The sequence below is a fragment of the Micromonospora fulviviridis genome (assembly GCF_014648395.1).
Classification (GTDB): Bacteria; Actinomycetota; Actinomycetes; order Mycobacteriales; family Micromonosporaceae; genus Micromonospora; species Micromonospora fulviviridis.
On sequence record NZ_BMRA01000001.1, the window covers coordinates 889,888 to 908,489 of the forward strand.

The 18,602-nt window shown below is 74.1% G+C and carries 17 protein-coding genes; 8 read left to right on the forward strand and 9 right to left on the reverse strand.

What is annotated here, in order from left to right; translation table 11 throughout:
• The first annotated feature begins 119 nt into the window (after positions 1–119).
• Positions 120–1,118: a diacylglycerol kinase family protein gene (locus IEY96_RS04450; RefSeq protein ID WP_189193472.1), complete on the forward strand. Its 999-nt coding sequence runs from the start codon at positions 120–122 to the stop codon at positions 1,116–1,118.
• Between the two features lie 467 nt (positions 1,119–1,585).
• Positions 1,586–3,448, forward strand: a complete 1,863-nt coding sequence (locus tag IEY96_RS04455; protein ID WP_444543424.1) for a MinD/ParA family ATP-binding protein — start codon at positions 1,586–1,588, stop codon at positions 3,446–3,448.
• 47 nt (positions 3,449–3,495) lie between these two features.
• Here IEY96_RS04455 and IEY96_RS04460 read toward each other — a convergent pair whose 3' ends face one another.
• Positions 3,496–3,924, reverse strand: a complete 429-nt coding sequence (locus tag IEY96_RS04460; RefSeq protein ID WP_189193474.1) for a DUF3151 domain-containing protein — start codon at positions 3,922–3,924, stop codon at positions 3,496–3,498.
• Between the two features lie 262 nt (positions 3,925–4,186).
• Between IEY96_RS04460 and IEY96_RS04465 the strand changes: the two genes are divergently transcribed.
• Positions 4,187–5,398, forward strand: coding sequence for an LOG family protein (locus tag IEY96_RS04465; protein WP_189193475.1), 1,212 nt, complete (start codon positions 4,187–4,189; stop codon positions 5,396–5,398).
• A gap of 53 nt (positions 5,399–5,451) precedes the next feature.
• Here the strand turns inward: IEY96_RS04465 and fbaA are convergent, their stop codons facing one another.
• Both fbaA and IEY96_RS04475 read right to left on the reverse strand, forming a co-directional pair.
• Positions 5,452–6,474 carry a class II fructose-bisphosphate aldolase gene (gene fbaA / locus IEY96_RS04470; protein WP_189193476.1) on the reverse strand — a complete coding sequence of 341 codons (1,023 nt, stop codon included), beginning with the start codon at positions 6,472–6,474 and terminating at the stop codon, positions 5,452–5,454.
• A gap of 131 nt (positions 6,475–6,605) precedes the next feature.
• Complete coding sequence (locus IEY96_RS04475; protein ID WP_189193477.1) at positions 6,606–6,989, reverse strand: phage holin family protein; 384 nt, start codon at positions 6,987–6,989, stop codon at positions 6,606–6,608.
• 138 nt (positions 6,990–7,127) lie between these two features.
• Between IEY96_RS04475 and IEY96_RS04480 the strand changes: the two genes are divergently transcribed.
• Positions 7,128–7,340 carry a hypothetical protein gene (locus IEY96_RS04480; RefSeq protein ID WP_189193622.1) on the forward strand — a complete coding sequence of 71 codons (213 nt, stop codon included), beginning with the start codon at positions 7,128–7,130 and terminating at the stop codon, positions 7,338–7,340.
• A 32-nt stretch (positions 7,341–7,372) separates the two neighbouring features.
• Here the strand turns inward: IEY96_RS04480 and IEY96_RS04485 are convergent, their stop codons facing one another.
• Positions 7,373–8,422: an LCP family protein gene (locus IEY96_RS04485; RefSeq protein ID WP_189193478.1), complete on the reverse strand. Its 1,050-nt coding sequence runs from the start codon at positions 8,420–8,422 to the stop codon at positions 7,373–7,375.
• Positions 8,422–8,904: a SigE family RNA polymerase sigma factor gene (locus IEY96_RS04490; protein WP_189193479.1), complete on the reverse strand. Its 483-nt coding sequence runs from the start codon at positions 8,902–8,904 to the stop codon at positions 8,422–8,424. The genes IEY96_RS04485 and IEY96_RS04490 overlap by 1 nt, the downstream gene beginning before the upstream one ends.
• 177 nt (positions 8,905–9,081) lie before the next feature.
• Here IEY96_RS04490 and IEY96_RS04495 point away from each other — a divergent pair, with 177 nt between their 5' ends.
• The 4 genes from IEY96_RS04495 (at position 9,082) to IEY96_RS04510 (ending at position 15,593) form a co-directional block, all read left to right on the forward strand.
• The gene (locus tag IEY96_RS04495; RefSeq protein ID WP_189193480.1) at positions 9,082–10,653 is read left to right on the forward strand and encodes an LPXTG cell wall anchor domain-containing protein; all 1,572 of its coding nucleotides are present in this window, start codon (positions 9,082–9,084) and stop codon (positions 10,651–10,653) included.
• A gap of 116 nt (positions 10,654–10,769) precedes the next feature.
• Complete coding sequence (locus IEY96_RS04500; protein ID WP_189193481.1) at positions 10,770–12,215, forward strand: 3' terminal RNA ribose 2'-O-methyltransferase Hen1; 1,446 nt, start codon at positions 10,770–10,772, stop codon at positions 12,213–12,215.
• A complete protein-coding gene (locus IEY96_RS04505) occupies positions 12,212–14,728 on the forward strand; it encodes a polynucleotide kinase-phosphatase (RefSeq protein WP_189193482.1) in 2,517 nt (838 codons plus the stop codon). Before IEY96_RS04500 ends, IEY96_RS04505 begins: the two co-directional genes overlap by 4 nt.
• A gap of 22 nt (positions 14,729–14,750) precedes the next feature.
• Positions 14,751–15,593: a DedA family protein gene (locus IEY96_RS04510; protein WP_189193483.1), complete on the forward strand. Its 843-nt coding sequence runs from the start codon at positions 14,751–14,753 to the stop codon at positions 15,591–15,593.
• Positions 15,594–15,776: 183 nt separating this feature from the next.
• Here IEY96_RS04510 and IEY96_RS04515 read toward each other — a convergent pair whose 3' ends face one another.
• From IEY96_RS04515 to IEY96_RS04530, 4 genes are all read right to left on the reverse strand, one after another.
• Entirely contained in the window at positions 15,777–16,154 is a 378-nt protein-coding gene (locus IEY96_RS04515) for an ArsR/SmtB family transcription factor (RefSeq protein ID WP_007073957.1), read from the reverse strand.
• 57 nt (positions 16,155–16,211) lie between these two features.
• Entirely contained in the window at positions 16,212–16,751 is a 540-nt protein-coding gene (pyrE, locus tag IEY96_RS04520; protein ID WP_189193484.1) for an orotate phosphoribosyltransferase, read from the reverse strand.
• A gap of 166 nt (positions 16,752–16,917) precedes the next feature.
• A complete protein-coding gene (locus tag IEY96_RS04525) occupies positions 16,918–17,724 on the reverse strand; it encodes an SDR family NAD(P)-dependent oxidoreductase (protein ID WP_189193485.1) in 807 nt (268 codons plus the stop codon).
• Positions 17,721–18,554, reverse strand: coding sequence for a hypothetical protein (locus tag IEY96_RS04530; protein WP_189193486.1), 834 nt, complete (start codon positions 18,552–18,554; stop codon positions 17,721–17,723). Before IEY96_RS04530 ends, IEY96_RS04525 begins: the two co-directional genes overlap by 4 nt.
• Positions 18,555–18,602 lie beyond the last annotated feature (48 nt).

Sequence of the window (18,602 nt, forward strand, 5' to 3'; positions counted from 1 at the left end):
CTCCGCCTCCAGAAGGCTCGGGTGCCAGGTGGCGACCGGTCGGCGAGCCCGGGGTGTCAGGCTAACAAGTAGTGACGGCGGGACCGGCAGGGGTTCGTCGAGAAGCAGGAGGCTCCTTCGTGTACGACGTGGTGCTGCTCACCCTCGGCTCGGAGCGGGACGCTTCCGGCGGGGGCTGCGGCAGCGGTGGGGCCTGCTGCGGTGGCGCGTCGGAGGCGGCCGGCGAGCGGCCCGAGGAGCGCTGCGAGACGCCGCGCGTACCGGTGCTGGCCTGCGCGGACGCGCTGACCGCCCGGGGCGCCCGGGTGGAGACGGTGACCGCCCGTTCGGACGCGGAGATCGACGAGGTGCTGGCCCGCCTCGACGGCCCGCCCCGCCCCGACGGCCTCACCTGGCCGGACCCCGACTCCAAGACCCGGCTGGTCGTCGCCACGGCCAGTGACGGTCAGTTGCGCGCCGTGCTGCGCCGGCTGGTCCGGCGGTACGCTCCGCCGCCCAGCCGCCGCCCCGCGGACCTGGCCGGCAACCGGACCGTGCCCGACCTGCCCCCGGTCGGCGTACTCCCGCTCGACCCGGCCCGGTCCGGGACGGCACGGGACCTGGCCGCGCAGCTCGGCCTGCCCCGCGACCCGGCCGCGGTGGCCGCCGCGGTGCTGGACGGCACCCCCCGCCGGCTCGACCTGCTGCGCAACGACGGCGGCTCGGTGACGCTGGACGGCGCGCTGCTCGGCGCGGCCGACGACGCGGGCCGGCCGCTGCACTGGCGGGCCCGGATCGAGGTCGACGGCACCGTGCTGAGCACCGGCGAGGAGCCGATCATGGCCTGCGCGATCGGCAACGCCGGCGGTTACGCGAGCCTGGGCGACGTGGCGCTGCTGGCCGACCCGGACCCGTCCGACGGCCGGGTCCAGGTGGCCGTGGCCGTGCCCGTGGTCACCCGGTCCCCGTTGGGCAGGAAGAGGGTCCGGCTGGAGGTGCGCCGGGCCCGGGGCCGCGCGGCGGCGGTCGTACCGCGCGACGGGAAGGTGCCCTTCCTCGACGACGGCGTCGAGGGCGAGCTGAGCCGGAAGCGGTCCTGGTGGACCGAGCCGGGCGCCTGGGCGGTCTGGACGGCCTGACCTCCGTCGATCCCCGCTCGGGCCACCCCGGAGACCGGACGGCCTATCCTCGGCGGGAGGAATGGGGAGGAACCGTGGTGCACGAACACGCCGACCGGGCCCACGTGCCGGGTCAACCGCAGGTGCCGGAGCGGGACATCGAACCGCTCTGGCCGCCCGACCAGGCCGACCCGGTCGTCACCGCCCCGCCGTGGGCGGCCCCGGCCCAGCCGAACTCGGCGCCCTGGCCCGTCCCGCCCAGCGACGCCGCACCGTCGACCCCGTGGCCGCAGCCGCCCGCTCCCGACGAGGTACGCGCGGACGACACCGTGCCCGCACCCCGCACGGGGCAGCCCCCGGTCGACCTGGACCTGCCGTTCACCCTCGACCAACCGGCACCCACCCCGACGGCGACCACGCCCGAATCGACCGCCCCCGGACCGGCGACCACCGCCGGCCCGGACGACACGGCTCACATCTCCGGCGCCATGCCCGAAGCAGGCACGCCGGGAGCGACCGCTCCCCGACCGGCGGCCGAGACGACGAACGGGAGTCGGCCGGACACCCTCGCGACCGACGGTGAATCGGCCGGTGAAGAGGCGGAGAGCCCCGGTGACCGGGGGGCCGACACGCCACCGAACGGCCGGCCGGAGTCCCCCTGGGCCCAGCCTCCGCAGCGCGCGACCGCCGACCCCGCCACGCCGGCGCCGCACGCCGGCCCGGTTCCGCCAGCGGCCCAGGCCGGCGCGCCGACCGCGGACCCGGCCAACCCGACCGAGCCGCCCGCGACCCCGCCCCACCTTGCCGGCCCGACGCAGCCCGCCGCCGGGCCGACCCCACCCCACAGCTCAGGCCCGACCCGGGCCGCCGAGCCGAGCACTTCCGGGCCGGTGCCCGCGGCAGGAGCCACCCCACCGCCGCAGGATGGTCCCCACGCCGGCACCGAGAGCCCAGCCCTGGCCGCCGACGGGTCGCCCGAGGCCGGGACGCCGCGACTCGGCCCGTTCCCGCCCTCGCCAGGCGTGCCGCTCCCGTCGCAGTACGGCGACGGGACGGCCTACCCGCCCGGACCGGTCGGCTACGGACAGCCGACGCCGGGGCCGGCCGGCTACGGGCAGCCGGGACCGGCCGGCCACGGGCAGCCGGCACCGGGACCGGGCGGCTACGGGCCACCCACGCCGACACCGCAGGCCGGGCCACACGGGCCAGCACCGCAGGCCGGGCCACCTGCCCCGGCGCCGCAGGCCGGGGTGGCGGGGTGGTATCCGCCGGCCTGGCCGCAGCAGGCGGCCCCGCCCCCGCAGCCGGGCGCACCGCAGCAGCCGCCCGCACCACAGGCACAGCCCGCACCACAGCAGCAGCCCGGACCGCAGCAGCCGGGGCCGGCCGCGTACCCGGAGCAGGTCTGGACGCCGGCGAGCGGTGCCCCGCCGACGGCGGAGGACTTCGCGCGGCGGCGGCAGGTTCGGCCGGTCGACCCGGTGGCCACCATGGGCGTCCGGGCGGTGGTCAACAAGATCGGGCTGGTCCGGCTCGCGCCGGGGCGGCAGGAGCAGGAGATGCGGCGCGACATCGAGATGGTGCGCCGCAACTTCGGCGGGCTGCGCCAGGTGACCGTGGTCAACCCGAAGGGTGGCGCCGGCAAGACGGTCGCCATCCTGCTGCTCGCCATGACCTTCGGCCAGAAGCGCGGCGGTTACGTGCTGGCCTGGGACAACAACGAGACCCAGGGCACCCTCGGGATGCGCGCCCAGCAGGACTTCCACTCCCGGACGGTCCGGGACATGCTGCGTGACCTGGCCCAGTTCCAGGGGCCGCACGGCCGGGTCGGCGACCTGTCGCAGTACGTCCGCTCGCAGGGCGAGGGGATGTTCGACGTGCTCGCCTCGGACGAGTCGGCGACCGGCGGCGAGATGCTGACCGCCGCGGCGTTCGCCGAGATCCGCGAGGTGGTCAGCCGCTTCTACAAGCTGATCTTCGTGGACACCGGGAACAACGTCCGGGCGCAGAACTGGCAGGCCGCCATGGACGCCACCGACCAGTTGGTGGTGACCATGTCGGCGCGGAACGACTCGGCCGAGACCGCCGCCCGGATGCTCGACCACCTGGAGCAGAGCGGCCGGCAGCGGCTGGTCCGGCAGGCGGTGACGGTGGTGTCGATGCCGCCGTCCCGCAAGGAGATCGACCTGCCGGCCATCCAGGAGCACTTCGCCGCCCGGACCCGGGCGGTGCTGCTGGCGCCGTACGAGCGGCTCATCGACACCGGCGAGCCGATCCGGTACGGCCAGCTCTCCTCGGCCACCCGGGACGCCTGGTTGAAGATCGCCGCCTCGGTGGCGGAGGGGCTCTAGAACGGCGCGACGGCCGGCTCCTCGCGGGGAACCGGCCGTCGCATCGCTCAGTGGCTGGCCAGGGCGTCCCCGGCAGCCGGATCGCAGTCGCGGAGGAACTGGGCGCAGCGCGCCGCCTCGTCCGCCTCGCCGATCTCGCCGGCCGCCCGGGAGAGCACGTAGAGGCAGCGGAGGAAGCCCCGGTTGGGCCGGTGCGACCAGGGCACCGGGCCGTGTCCCTTCCAGCCGCTGCGGCGGAGCTGGTCGAGGCCACGGTGGTAGCCGGTGCGGGCGTACGCGTACGCCGGGATGACCTGGCCCGCGGCGAGCGCCCGGGTGGCCAGCGCCGCCCAACCCGCGCTGTAGGTCGGGAAGCGGGCCGCGACCTCGGCGTACGCCTCGTCGGTGTCCTGCTCGGTGGCGGCCGCCAACGCGGCGTCGGCCTCCTCCTGTACGGGGAGCAGGGTGGCCGGTGGCTCAGGCAACAGGTTCTGCATCGCCCCATTCAACCCGCTTCGCCCGGGGGTACGCGAGGGGGTCCGGCCAGCCGGTCGGCTGAACGGCTGAGGGTTTCGTCACGCCTGCGGCGTTGCGCCCACGTACCCGCGGCCCATGCCGCCGCGCGACTTTTTCCACTACAACTACAGATCCGGAGCCTCCCCAGGACCCGGTTACGCAGGAGCCCGGCGGCCTGGCCGCCGGGCTCCTGCCCGTACCGCCCGCGTTTGCCGGCTTGCCGCCCCGGGGCAGGATGATCTGGTGCCGACCCCACCACCCGCGGACGTCATCGAGCCGCACACCAGCACCGACGAGATCGAGACCCGGACCGCGTTCGACCGGCGGCTGGCCGAGGGGAGCCTCGCCGGCCTGACCGTGCAGGGCCTCCGCCTCGACCTGGACCCGGTCCCCGACCTGCGCGGCGTCGAGGTCGCCGGCACCCTCTTCGTGGGCTGCCGGTTCGCCGACCGTGAGGTCGGCGCGGACCTGGTCCGGCGGGGCGCGAACGTCGTACCGCCCTTCTCCGGGCTGCCCTACCCGACCCAGCCGTCCCACCTCTACACCGCCGACGACCTGGCTGCCGGCTTCGCCGAGGGCGGCTTCGCCGGGATGTACGACACCCGGGTGTACGCGCACTTCCGGGCGCACGGCGGCGCCCTGCCCGACGTGCGGGAGGCGCTCGGCCAGCGGCTGCACGACCACGGGGTGGACAACGCCCTGGCCGACGCCACCCGGGCCTGGCTGGCCGTGCACGGGCCGCAGTCGGTGGTGGGCGTGATGGGCGGGCACGCGGTGCCGCGCGGCAGCGCCGCGTACCGGATGGCGGCGGTGCTGGGCTGGGAGCTGGCGCGGGCCGACCGGCTGGTGGTGACCGGCGGTGGTCCCGGCGTGATGGAGGCGGCCAACCTGGGCGCGTTCCTCGCGGCCTGGCCCGCGGAGGAGCTGACCGCGGCGATCGACCTGCTGGCCACCGCGCCCGACTTCACCGACCACGACCGCTACACCGACGCGGCGCTGCGGGTCCGGGAGCGGTACGCGGCCGGGCCGGCCCTGCCCACGCCCCGCCCGGCGGCGGCCGGCACCGAGTGGGCCCGGTCGGGCGGCCTGGCCATCCCCACCTGGCTGTACGGCCACGAGCCGGCGAACCTGTTCGCCGGGCGGATCGCCAAGTACTTCTCCAACGCGATCCGGGAGGACACCATCCTGCGGCTGGCCCGGGGCGGGATCGTCTTCGCGCCGGGCCGGGCCGGCACCGTGCAGGAGGTGTTCCAGGCGGCCACCAAGACCTACTACGGCACCGACGGGGCGAGTGGCGCGTACGTCTTCCTGGACCGGACCTACTGGACCACCGAGCTGCCGGTGGAGTCGCTGCTGCGGCCGCTCTTCGCGGCCTCCCCGTTCGGCGACCTGTCGGCCACGGTGCACCTCACCGACGACGTCCGCGAGGCGGTACGGGTGCTCACCGCCGGCTGAGACGCGCGGAGGCCGGCACCCGATCGGGTGCCGGCCTCCGGTTCACGCGGTGGTCACTTCATCGTGGTGCCGGTGGAGCGCAGGTGCTCGCAGGCCTCCACGACGCGGGCGGCCATGCCGGCCTCGGCGGCCTTGCCCCAGACGCGCGGGTCGTACATCTTCTTGTTGCCGACCTCGCCGTCGACCTTCAGCACGCCGTCGTAGTTGCGGAACATGTGGTCCGCGACCGGGCGGGTGAAGGTGTACTGGGTGTCGGTGTCGATGTTCATCTTCACCACGCCGTAGTCCAGCGCCTCGCGGATCTCGGACAGCAGCGAGCCGGAACCGCCGTGGAAGACCAGGCTGAGCGGCTTCTCCTTGTTGTACTTCGCGCCGACCGCCATCTGGATGTGGTTGAGCACCTCGGGGCGGAGCTTGACGTTGCCCGGCTTGTAGACGCCGTGCACGTTGCCGAACGTCAGCGCCGCCATGTAGCGGCCCTTCTCGCCGAGGCCGAGCGCTTCGACCATGGCCAGGCCGTCCTCGACGGTGGTGTAGAGCTTCTCGTTGATGGCGTTCTCGACGCCGTCCTCCTCGCCGCCCACCACGCCGACCTCGATCTCGAGGACGATCTTGCCCTTGGCGGCCTCGCCGAGCAGCTGCTCGGCGATCTCCAGGTTCTCGGCCACCGGCACGGCCGAGCCGTCCCACATGTGCGACTGGAAGAGCGGCTCCTGGCCGTTCTTCACCCGCTCCTGCGAGATGGCCATGAGCGGCCGGACGAACTTGTCCAGCTTGTCCTTCGGGCAGTGGTCGGTGTGCAGCGCGATGTTCACCGGGTACTTCTTGGCCACCTCGTGCGCGTACGCGGCGAAGGCAACCGCGCCGGTCACCATGTCCTTCACGGACGGGCCGGACAGGTACTCCGCGCCGCCGGTGGAGACCTGGATGATCCCGTCGCTCTCCGCGTCGGCGAAGCCCTTGAGCGCCGCGTTCAGCGTCTGCGAGGAGGTCACGTTGATCGCGGGGTACGCGTACCGGCCGGCCTTGGCCCGGTCCAGCATCTCCGCGTAAGCCTCGGGGGAAGCGATGGGCATGTCGAACGCTCCTTACTTACCGCTCTCGGCCGTGCAGGCCGCTCTCTTCCTTGGGTGCGCCGGACCGCGCTGTCCACCGCGGGAAGTATCCCGTAGGAGCGCGCGGCGGACACAACCGACCCGGGAACCGCTCACCGCTCATCCAGGCTGTCCGGCACCACGACGCTGATCAGCCAGCTCACCACCGCCATCACGATGGCGCCCCAGAAGGCCGCCCAGAAGCCGTTCACGTGGAACGACAGGTCCAGCCCGCGGGCGATCCAGTCGGTGAGCAGGAACAGCAGGGCGTTGACCACGAGCGCGAACAGACCGAGCGTGAGCAGGTAGAACACGCAGCCGATCACCTTGATGACCGGCTTCAGCAGAGCGTTGACCGCACCGAAGATGAGCGCCACCACGACCAGGGTGAACACCGTGTTGAATCCGTTGCGGCCGGTCACCTCCACCCCGGGCACGATGAGCGTGGTGACCCACAGCGCGACCGCGGTGATCGCCAGCCGGATCAGAAAGCCCACGTCACCATCCTGGCACCGGGTGTTCCCCCCGGAGGGGACAATCGCCGACTCCGCCGTTCCGCCCGGCGCCGAGCGCGCACCCGGGTCAGCCCGTACGGTGTGGTGGTGACTGTCCGCACCGAGATCCAGGGAGGGACGATGGGTCAGCCCGAGGAGGACTTCGCCCCGAGTGACCACCTCGCTCCGGAGGAGCGGGACCTGGAGGCGGAGCCGGCCGACGCGGTCGAGCAGGCCGCGGTGGTCACCCCCGAGGAGGGCGACGGCGAGCCGCACCGGGGCCTGGAGGTCGACGACTGGGACGCCATGGAGCAGGCCCGGGTGGTCGCCGCCGACGAGGACGACTACCGCTGAGCACGCGGGCGGGGCCGGTGGCCCCGCCCGCGTCAGCGCAGGCCGGTGACCTGCTTCGGGTGGGCTGCCGTCCACTCGCCGAGCCGGTCGGCCCGCAGCGCGTCGAGGAAGCCCGGTGCCAGGGCGGGGTCGAGCCGGAACCCGTACGGCTGCTTCTCCGTGTAACGGACCGGCAGGCCGACCGCGACCGGCTCGGCGCTGGCCGCGTTCCCGGCCGCCGAGACCAGCGCCGGCAGGGACAGCTCCCCGGTGTCGGTAACCAGGCCCGGGCCTACCTTCGTGACCAGCCGGCTCAGCAGCACGGGATTGGTCAGCACTCCCTGCTCACGGACCCGCGTGAGCAGGCCGGCCGCGTACCGGCCGGCGTTGCGGTCCCGGTCCAGTCCGGAGTCGGGCAGCCCGTACCGCTGGCGGAGCACGTCCACCGCGGCCGCACCGTCGAGCCGCTGGCACCCCGCCGGGTAGGTCCGCCGGGTGTGGTAGGACCGGATCGCGGTCGGCAGGCAGACCGACACACCACCGACCGCGTCGGTGAGCTCGCGAGTCGCCCCGTAGGTGAGCACCGCGCCGGCGTCGATCCGTACGCCGGTGAGCTGGGCGACCACCTGCCGGGTCGCCCGGTATCCGGCGGACAGATCCTTCCCGGACGGCCCGGCGCCGAAGGCGAAGGACGCGTTGAGCTTGTCGGTCCCCCGGCCGGGGATCGGCACCAGCAGGTCGCGCGGGAGGGAGACCAGGTAGAGCCGGCTGCGGTCCGCGGGGACGTGCACCAGCAGCACGGAGTCGGCACGCCGGCCCGTGCCGGCCTGGTCCAGGCCGAGGAGCAGCACGTTCAGCGCCCCGGTAGGCGTCGGCGAGGGCGTCGCCAGCAGGTTCGCGGTCTCCGGCGGACGCGGCGCGATCGCGGTGAAGCCGGCCAGGGCGGCGGCGACCACCGCCAGCGCCGTACCGGCGAGCCGGAGCCGGAGCCGGCGGCGCCGGCGGCGGACCACGGCCCGGTCGATGGCGGCCCGGACCGGGCCGGTGGGCGGGGTCAACGCCTCACGCCGGGCGAAGGCGGCCCGCAGGTCGTCCTCGATCATCAGCAGACCTCCACGTACTCGGCTCGGAGGGTGGCCAGGGCCCGGGAGATGCACGAGCGCACGGTGCCGACGGCGCAGCCGAGGATCTCCGCGATCTCCGCGTCGGGCAGGTCCTCGTAGTAGCGCAGCACCAGCGTGGCCCGCTGCCGTCGGGGCAGCCGGGACAGCCACGACCAGACCTGGTCGCGGTCCACCGCGGACTGCGCGTGGTCGCTCGGCGCCGGCAGCGCCTCGTCCGGCTCACCGCGCAGCAGCACCCGTCGCGCCCAGGAGCCCCGCCGCCAGTCGATGAACTGGTTGGTGAGCATCCGGCGCACGTACCGCTCCGGCGCGTCGCTGCGGGCGACCCGGCGCCAGTTGAGCTGGACCCGGACCATGGTCTCCTGCACCAGGTCCTGGGCCTGGTGCGGATCGCCGGTCAGCATGACCGCGTACCGCAGCAGGGCGCTCAGCCGCGCGTCGGCGAACTCCTCGTACGTCACTGCACCTCCCGGTGTCCCGCCCTGTTGACGGGTACGGGCCGGCGGAACATTGCACCGACGCTGATCAGCCGTTCGGTCAATATGTGCCGGTGAAGGCGTCCCGGGACAGCGGGGCGACTTAAGGGTTCTTTAAGCTCCACGGGCTCCACCTGATCATTCACGGGAGGAACCCCCAACATGCTTTCCAACTCCACCCGGCGCTGGCTCGCCGGGTTGGGCGTCGCAGGCGCGTTCGTCGCCGCCTCCGCCACCCCCGCCTCCGCGGCGGACTCCTTCCAGCTCGTCTCGTACGACATGCTGGTCGCGCCGGACCACACGGTCCTCAACTACCTCTACGCGTACGACCCGGAGAGCGAGAACGAGCTGCAGAAGCTCACCCTCGACCTGGACCTGTCGAAGGTCGACGACTTCGCCACGCTGGAGCTGGCGAGCGGCGGCTGGGACTGCGCCACGACCGACGCCAACCTGCACTGTGAGGCGGCGGCGGGCGAGTGGGGCGTGCCCATCTTCGACTACTACGTGACGGCGAAGGCGGACGCCACTCCCGGGCAGAAGGCCGAGATCCCGGTCAAGGCCAACGGCGACGGCAAGATCGCCACCGGCTCCATCAGCGTCACCGTGGCTGAGGGCGTCGACCTCCAGAGCGAGCCCGAGGACAGCGTCGACGCCGCGCCGGGCGCCGAGGTCGGGCTGCCGAGCACGGTCCGCAACGGTGGCGAGAACACCGCCCACGGCGCCGTGCTGCGGCTCCAGAGCGACTGGATGACCCCGTACGTCGGCAACTTCAGCAACTGCGAGTACGACGACGCCCTGCTCACCATCTGCCGCTTCGACACCGACCTGGAGCCGGGCAAGAGCTACAAGCTCTCCGCGCCGCTCCCGGTCAAGGTGGACAAGACGGCCCGCACCGGCAGCCACGTGGTCAACCCGGTGGACTGGTGGACCAAGGACGACTGGGCGCTGATCGAGAAGGACCCGACCTGGCCGGTGCCGCCGGGCAAGCCGGGCACCGGCGCGGAGCTGCGCCTGGTCGAGGTGGGTGCCGCGCGGCAGTCGGCCCCGCAGACCGACGTGGACCGGTGGAACAGCTTCACCGAGGTCAGCGTCGTGGTGACCGGTGACAACGGCGCCGACCTGGCCGCCGTCGGCAGCACCGCCACCGGCAAGGTCGGTGACCAGGTGAAGGTCTCCGCCGGCGCTCACAACCTCGGCCCGGCCGTGATCGAGACCTGGCGCGAGGAGGGCCCGCTCACCGTGGTCGAGGTGCCGCAGGGCACCACCGCGGTCAACGTCTCCGAGGACTGCGCTCCGTGGGTCCAGGACGAGCCGTGGAACCCGTGGGACCACGCGGGTGAGCCGGGTGCCGCCAAGTACGGCTGCATCGGTTACGGCGACCTCGCCAAGGGCGACACCATGACCTGGGAATTCACCCTCCGGATCGACAAGCTGACCGGCGAGACCTCCGGCAAGGTGGCCACCAAGCTCGCCGGCGACCCGAACGAGCCCAACAACTACGCGCTGATCACCATCAAGCCGGGCACCGCCGGCACCCCCGGCACCCCGGGCACCCCCGGGACCCCCGGCAACGGCGGCAACGGCGGCAACGGCGGCGGCGAGGGTGACGGCGGCACGCTGCCGATCACCGGTTCCTCCACCGCCCTGATCGCCGGCATCGGCGCGCTGCTGATCGCCGCCGGCGCGGCCGGCTACGTGGTCTCCCGCCGTCGCAAGACCCGCTTCGTCGCCTGACCGAAGCCCCACCAGAACCACCAGGTGCCCCGCCGACCGCCCCGGTCGGCGGGGCACCGTCGTGTCCGCCGGAAAAGCGGACGACGCAAGATCGCCGGAGCTGACACCATCGACGGGTGCTGCTGACCCTGACCACCACTCACCGCCCCGCTACCGACCTCGGCCACCTCCTCGTCAAGCACCCGGACCGCGTGCAGAGCTTCGACCTGCCCGTCGGCACCGCGCACGTGCTCTACCCCGAGGCGGACGAGGCGCGGTGCACGGCGGCGCTGCTGGTCGAGGTCGACCCGCTGAAGCTGGGCGGCGGCCGGGGCCGCCGGCAGGCGACCACCCCGGACAGCTTCACCCTCGGGCAGTACGTCAACGACCGCCCGTACGCGGCGTCCAGCCTGCTCTCGTCGGCGCTGGCCAAGGTGTTCCGCTCGGCCCTGCGTGGCGAGTCCCGGGACCGCCCGGAGCTGGCCGCCACCGCCATTCCGCTGGAGGTCCGGGTGCCGGTGCTGCGCTGCCGGGGCGGCGCCGACCTGGCCGTACGGGTCTTCGCCCCGCTCGGCTGGACCGTGACGGCCACCCCGATCCCGCTCGACGAGGCGTACCCGGAGTGGGGCGACAGCCGCTACGTCGACCTGACGCTGACCGGGACGCTGCGGCTCGCCGACGCGCTCAACCACCTCTACGTGCTGCTGCCCGTGCTGGACGACGCCAAGCACTACTGGGTGGCCCCGGACGAGGTGGACAAGCTGCTCCGGGCCGGTGCCGGCTGGCTGGCCGGCCACCCGGAGCGGGGTCTGATCACCCGCCGCTACCTGGCGCACCGGCGTGCCCTCGCCGGGACGGCGCTGGCCCGCCTGGCCGAGCTGCGCCTCGCCGACGAGCCGTCCGCCGACGACAGCGTGGAGATCGAGCAGCCCGCCGAGGCGCCCCGGGCGTCGCTGGCCATACGCCGGCGCGAGGCGGTGCTGGCCGCGCTGCGTGACAGCGGGGCGTCCCGGGTGCTGGACCTGGGCTGCGGGGGCGGCGCGCTGCTCACCGCGCTGGTCGCCGACCGGCGGTTCACCGAGGTCGTCGGCACCGACGTGTCCAGCCAGGCGCTGGCCATGGCCGCCCGGCGGCTGCGGCTGGACCGGCTGCCGGAGCGGCAGCGGGACCGGGTCCGGCTCTGGCAGTCGGCGTTGACCTACCGGGACGACCGGCTGCGCGGCTACGACGCGGCGGTGCTCATGGAAGTGGTCGAGCACCTCGACCCGCCCCGGCTGCCGGCGCTGGAGGACGCCGTGTTCGGCCACGCCCGGCCCGGCACGGTCGTGGTGACCACGCCGAACGTGGAGTACAACGTCCGCTACGAGGGGCTCGGGGCCGGTCGGTTCCGCCACGCCGACCACCGCTTCGAGTGGACCCGGGCCGAGTTCGCCGCCTGGGTGGACCGGGTGGCGACGGCGCACGGCTACACCGCCACGCTCGGCGGGATCGGCGACGAGGACCCGGAGGTGGGCACCCCGACCCAGCTCGCCGTGCTGCGCAGCAACGAGACCGGCACCCGGAAGGAGGAGACGACCCGATGACCGTCCTGGACATTCCCGAACTCGCCCTGGTGGCGCTGGTCGGCGTCTCCGGCTCCGGCAAGTCGACGTTCGCCGGCCGGCACTTCCAGCCGAGCCAGGTGCTCTCCTCGGACACCTTCCGCGGCATGGTGGCCGACGACGAGAACGACCAGTCCGCCTCCGGCGACGCGTTCGACGCGCTGCACCACGTGGCCGGGATCCGGCTGCGGCGGGGCCGGCTCACGGTGGTCGACGCGACCAACCTCCAGCCGCACGCCCGGGCCGGGCTGATCAAGGTGGCCCGGGAGCACGACGTGCTGCCGGTCGCGATCGTGCTGGACGTGCCGGAGGCGGTGGCCTGGGAGCGTACGCGGGCCCGGGCCGACCGGACGCACGGCCGGCAGGTGCTCGCCCGGATGCAGCGGGACCTGCGGCAGTCCTACGGTCGGCTGGCCCGGGAGGGCTTCCGCAAGGTGCACGTGCTGCGCGGCGTCGAGGAGATCGAGGCCGCCGAGATCCGCTACGAGAAGCTGTTCAACGACCGGCGCGAGCTGACCGGGCCGTTCGACGTCGTCGGTGACGTGCACGGCTGCCGCGAGGAACTGGAGGCGCTGCTGCTCCGGCTGGGCTGGTCACTGCGCCGCGACGACGCGGGTCGCCCGGTGGACGCGGTGCATCCGGCGGGGCGTACCGCGGTCTTCGTGGGTGACCTGGTGGACCGCGGCCCGGACTCCCCCGGGGTGCTGCGCCTGGTCATGGGCATGGTGGCGGCCGGCCACGCGATCTGCGTGCCGGGCAACCACGAGCAGAAGCTGCTGCGCAAGCTGCGCGGCCGGGACGTGCGGCTCACCCACGGCCTGGCCGAGACGATGGCCCAGCTCGCGTCGGAGCCGGCGGAGTTCGTCGCCGAGACGGCGGCCTTCATCGACGGCCTGGTCAGCCACTACGTGCTGGACGGCGGCCGGCTGGTGGTGGCGCACGCCGGCCTCAAGGAGGCCTACCACGGTCGGGCGTCCGGCCGGGTGCGGTCGTTCGCCCTCTACGGGGAGACCACCGGCGAGACCGACGAGTACGGGCTGCCGGTGCGCTACCCGTGGGCGCGCGACTACCGGGGCTCGGCCATGGTCGTCTACGGCCACACCCCGACCCCGGAGCCGGAGTGGGTGAACAACACCATCTGCCTGGACACCGGCTGCGTGTTCGGCGGCAAGCTCACGGCGCTGCGCTACCCGGAGAAGGAGCTGGTCGCCGTCCCGGCGGTCAAGGAGTGGTACGCCCCAGCCCGCCCGCTGGTCGCGCCCACCCCGGCCCGGCCGGACACCGTGCTGGACCTGGCCGACGTCACAGGGCGGCGGCACCTCACGCACGCGTACGGGACGCTGACCGTGCCGGCCGAGAACGCCGCCGCCGCGCTGGAGGTGATGAGCCGGTACGCGCTCGACCCGGACCGGCTGGTCTGGCTGCCGCCGACCATGGCGCCCTGCTCGACCTCGACAGTGGAGGGGTTCCTGGAGCACCCGGCGCAGGCGTTCGCCGACTACCGGGCGGCCGGCGTCGAGCGGGTGGTCTGCGAGGAGAAGCACATGGGCTCGCGGGCCGTGGTGCTTGTGGAGCGGGAGCCGGGGCGGTTCTCCGGCGGCGCGGTGCACACCCGCACCGGCCGGCCGTTCTTCGGGCCGCCGCTGGACGGGGAGCTGCTGGCCCGGGTCCGCGCGGCGGTCACCGCGGCCGGCCTGTGGGCCGAGCTGGACACCGACTGGCTGCTCCTCGACTGCGAGCTGCTGCCCTGGTCGGCCAAGGCGGGCGGGCTGATCCGCGAGCAGTACGCCGGGGTCGGCGCGGCCGGCCGGGCGGCCCTGCCGGCGGTGCTCGGCACGCTGGATGCCGCCGCCGCGCGCGGGCTGCCGGTGGGTGAGCTGCGCGGCCGGATGGCCGACCGGGCGGCCGAGGTCGAGGCGTACTCGGCGGCCTACCGGGCGTACGTCGGGCCCACCGACGGGCTGCGCGGGGTGACGCTGGCGCCGTTCGCCGTGCTGGCGGGGGCCGGGGCCAGTTACGCCGACCGCGACCACGGCTGGCACCTGGCGCTGGCCGACCGGCTCTGCGCCGCCGACCCGGAGTTCTTCACCCCGACCCGGCGGCAGGTGGTCGACCTGGCCGACGAGGCGGCGGTGGCCGCCGCGACCGACTGGTGGCTGTCGCTCACCGCGGCCGGCGGGGAGGGCATGGTGGTCAAGCCGTACGCCGGGCTGGCCGCCCGCTCGCCGAAGGGGTCGCTGCTCCAGCCGGGGATCAAGTGCCGGGGCCGGGAGTACCTGCGGATCATCTACGGTCCGGGGTACACCGGGCCGGGGCAGCTCGCCGCGCTGCGCAAGCGGTCGCTGGGGCGCAAGCGCGGGCTGGCCCTGCACGAGCACGCGCTGGGCCTGGCCGCCCTGGACGCGCTGGCCGAGGACGCCCCGCTCTGGCGCCGCCATGAGCTGGTCTTCGCCATCCTCGCCTGCGAGTCCGAGCCGGTCGACCCGCGGCTGTGACCCGTACGCCCGGTCCGGCGCGGTGCCGGACCGGGCCCGGGTACCCTTTGTGGCCGTGGACACAGCAGAGAAGACCCGGGTGCTCTCCGAGAGCGTGGCCCTGAACCCGCTCGACCCGAAGGACCTCATCCACACCTTCGGGATGATCGGCGTCTGGGCGATCCTCTTCGCCGAGACCGGCCTGCTGGTCGGCTTCTTCTTCCCGGGCGACTCGTTGCTCTTCCTCGCCGGGGTGGCCGCCTCGCCGGTGGCCGACGCGATCTTCGGATCCGGCACCCGGCTCTCGCTGGCCGGCCTGCTGATCGGCGGCCCGCTCTGTGCGATCGCCGGCGCCCAGCTCGGGCACTGGCTCGGCGCGCGCTACGGCAAGCGGATGTTCGACCGCCCCAACTCCCGGCTGTTCAAGCGGGAGTACGTGGAGAAGGCCGAGTACTACTTCCAGAAGTTCGGCCCGGCGAAGGCCGTGGTGCTGGCCCGGTTCATCCCGATCGTGCGGACCTTCCTCAACCCGGTGGCCGGGGTGCTCGGCATGCCGGCCCGGAAGTTCCTCCTGTGGAACGTGGTCGGGGCGGTCCTCTGGGTGGACGGCATCCTGCTGGTCGGCTACCTGCTGGCCGACCAGATCTACAACGCGATCGGCGACAAGATCGACCGGTACATCCTGCCGGTGGTCGCGCTGATCGTGCTGATCTCGGTGCTGCCGATCTTCTTCGAGTTCCTCCGCGACCGGCGGGCGCGCAAGCGCGGCGAGGCCGTCGCGGTGATCGCCGCGGCCAGCGCGGCGGGTGCCGTGGACGCCGTCCGGGACGCGATCGACGGCGACGACGACCCGCACCACCGGCGCGGCGGGCAGCACCGCCGCTGACCCCGGACACACCGAAGGCCGGCCCCCTCTCGGGGAGCCGGCCTTCGACTACGACCTGTCGACCTGCGGGTGGTACGGATGACGGCAGCCGTCACCGTCCGGTGGTGGCGCCACCCCTGGCACGCCACCCATCGCCGCCGCACTCAGCGCGGGCGGCCACCCCGGACTCGGACACGTCCGGATTCAGCGGGCCTTCTTGGTGGCCCGCTTCCGCGGCGGGGTGAGCAGATCCGCGATCGTGGCGATCGCGGTCGGCACCAGCCGGTAGTACGCCCAGACACCGCGCTTCTCCCGCTCCAGCAAGCCGGCCTCGGTGAGGATGCGCAGGTGGTGGCTGACGGTCGGCTGCGAGAGGCCGAGCGGCGCGGTGAGGTCACACACGCACGCCTCCCCCTCGGGAGCCGACTGGATCAGGCTGAGCAGCCGCAGCCGGGCGGGGTCGGCGAGGGCCTTGAGGACCCCCGCAAGCCGCTCGGCGTCGGCACGTTCGATCGGCTCGCCGGCAAGCGGCGAGATCTGAGGCATGGTCATTTCAGCCAACGCAGTTCCCACGTATTCCATCCTTCCACCAGCAGCATCGATCCGCCTGCATATCAGCAGATCCGAATCGGCAAACTTTTACGCCACAAGGCCGAGGTCAGCCAACGTATAGGCCGCCCGATAAGGCAGTCCGGCGGCTCGCACCGCGTCGCCGGCGCCTCGATCAACAATAACCGCCACACCCACCACCTCGGCCCCGGCCTCGCGCAATGCCTCGACAGCGGTCAACACGCTCCCGCCCGTTGTCGAGGTGTCCTCGACCGCCAGGACCCGGCGCCCGGCGACCTCCGGGCCCTCGATCCGTCGCTGGAGACCGTGCGCCTTGCCCGCCTTGCGTACCACGAAGGCGTCCAGCGGGCGGTCGGTCCCGGCCGACGCGTGCAGCATCGCCGCGGCCACCGGGTCGGCCCCGAGGGTCAGCCCGCCCACCGCGTCGTACGCCCAGTCGGCCGTGAGGTCGCACATCACCCGACCGATCAACGGCGCCGCCCGGTGATGGAGCGTGACGCGACGCAGATCGACGTACCAGTCCGCCTCCCGACCCGACGAGAGCACCACCCGGCCGTGGACCACAGCCAGGTCAGTGATGAATTTACGCAGGTCGTCGTGGTCCCCCATGGCGATAGAGGGTACTTCGCAAGTCTGGGAGGCGGGCGTGGGGTCCACCCGGGTCAACCCTGCGGGCGACCGACGGGTGGCGATATCCGACTACGCTGTGCGACCGTCCAACCCGGTCAGCGGGCGGGCATCCCGGTGACGGGACACCCGCCGGGCCGGGCCGCGGTCAGTCGCCGGCCCGGCCGACCCGGCCGCGGGTGTCCCGGGAGACCCCGCGCAGCAGCCGCCGCGGAGCGTGCCGCAGCCCCGCCACGGCCAGCTTGTATTTCCAGCTCGGCACGCTGACCGCCTTGCCTTTCCGCAGGTCACGCAGCCCTTCGTCGACCACCTCGTCGGTCCGCAGCCACATCCACGCCGGGGTGCGCGACATGTCGATGCCGGCCCGCTCGTGGTAGCCGGTGCGGGTGTAGCCGGGGCAGAGCGCCATGACGCGTACGCCGAGCGGGGCCACCGACTGGCCGATCGATTCACTGAAATTCGTCACCCACGCCTTGCTGGCCGAGTACGTCGATCCCGGCATGGGGACACCGAAACCCGCCACGGAAGAGACATTTATCACTGCCCCGTGACCCCGCTCGGTCATCGGACCGAGGGCCGCGTGGGTCAGCCGCAGCACGGCCAGCACGTTGAGCCGCACCAGCCGGGCCTCGTCCGCGACGGCCGACCGGACGAACGGGGTGTTGAGGCTGATCCCGGCGTTGTTCACGAGCAGTTCCACCGGCGGGTCGGCGGTCAGCCGGCCCTCGACCGCGGCGCAGCCGTCGTCGGTGGACAGATCCGCGGCGATGGTCTCGACCCGGTGGCCGTGCCGGCCGGTCAGCTCGGCCGCCAGGGCGTCGAGCCGGCCGGCGTCCCGGGCCACCAGGACGAGGTCCCAGCCGTCGGCGGCGAGCCGGCGGGCGAACGCCTCGCCGATGCCGAGACTGGCCCCGGTGATCAGGGCCCGGCGCGGGGAGGGGGGTGCGTCGGTCACGGGCGGTCCTCGGGGGGTGGGGTCGGCCCGGGCGGAGCCGACGGCGGCGGGGTGGGGGGCGCGCCGGGCGGCGGAGGGGCCGAGACCGGCCCGGCCGGCGGCGCCCAGGGCGAGGGGTGCCCGTAGGTCGGCGCCGCCGAGGCGGGGGCACCGTATCCGGGGGCGGGTGGGCCGGCCGGCGGGGTCGAGACCGGCGGCGGGCCGTAACCGGGACCGGGCGGGACGGGTCCGGGCGGCGGGACCGGGCCGGCCGCCGGGCGCGGCGGGCGGCGGTGGAAGAAGGCGCCGGCCGTGGGCAGCGTGAGCAGGGCCGCCACCACCAGGTACCCGAGGATCTGCGCCACCGACACTGCCGCGTTCACCGGGATCCACCAGCCCGGGTAGGCGTCACCGACCCGGGCCAGCAGGTCGACGGTGACCCGGTCGTCGGCGCCGAGCCGGAGCGGGGCGGCCCGCTGCCCGACCAGCACGGCCAGGCCGCAGCAGCCGCAGAACAGGCCCAGCCCGGCGACCACCCAGGTGGTCACCCGGGCGCCCGCCCGGCCGGAGAGCAGGCCGAGGGCGAGCCCGACGAGCAGCAGCGCGGCCAGCACGCCGAGCGCCGCCGAGAGCACGGTGGAGCCGCGCAGCAGCGAGGCCACCCCGTCGATCTCGCCGCCGCGCGCGCCGGTCGCCCGCGCCGCCTCCCGGAACCGGTCCACCGTGCCCGCCGTGACCAGCAGGTTGGCGACCGCGTACGCCACGGCGCCCACCGCCATCAGCAGCAGCAGGGCCGCCGCCGAGACCACCGCGCCGGGCCGGCGGGGTGGGGCCTGATGGGGGTACGACACGACAGATCCCTCCGGTAGGCGTCGGGTTGCAACCTACTCGGAGGGATC

Coding starts and splice junctions, on each gene's coding strand:
- IEY96_RS04505 (WP_189193482.1), top strand. CDS start 12,212: ATGACCGTCCTGGACATTCCCGAACTCGCCCTGGTGGCGCTGGTCGGC.
- IEY96_RS04460 (WP_189193474.1), bottom strand. CDS start 3,924: ATGCAGAACCTGTTGCCTGAGCCACCGGCCACCCTGCTCCCCGTACAG.
- IEY96_RS04480 (WP_189193622.1), top strand. CDS start 7,128: ATGGGTCAGCCCGAGGAGGACTTCGCCCCGAGTGACCACCTCGCTCCG.
- pyrE (WP_189193484.1), bottom strand. CDS start 16,751: ATGGGGGACCACGACGACCTGCGTAAATTCATCACTGACCTGGCTGTG.
- IEY96_RS04515 (WP_007073957.1), bottom strand. CDS start 16,154: ATGGAATACGTGGGAACTGCGTTGGCTGAAATGACCATGCCTCAGATC.
- IEY96_RS04485 (WP_189193478.1), bottom strand. CDS start 8,422: ATGATCGAGGACGACCTGCGGGCCGCCTTCGCCCGGCGTGAGGCGTTG.
- IEY96_RS04455 (WP_444543424.1), top strand. CDS start 1,586: ATGCCCGAAGCAGGCACGCCGGGAGCGACCGCTCCCCGACCGGCGGCC.
- IEY96_RS04495 (WP_189193480.1), top strand. CDS start 9,082: ATGCTTTCCAACTCCACCCGGCGCTGGCTCGCCGGGTTGGGCGTCGCA.
- fbaA (WP_189193476.1), bottom strand. CDS start 6,474: ATGCCCATCGCTTCCCCCGAGGCTTACGCGGAGATGCTGGACCGGGCC.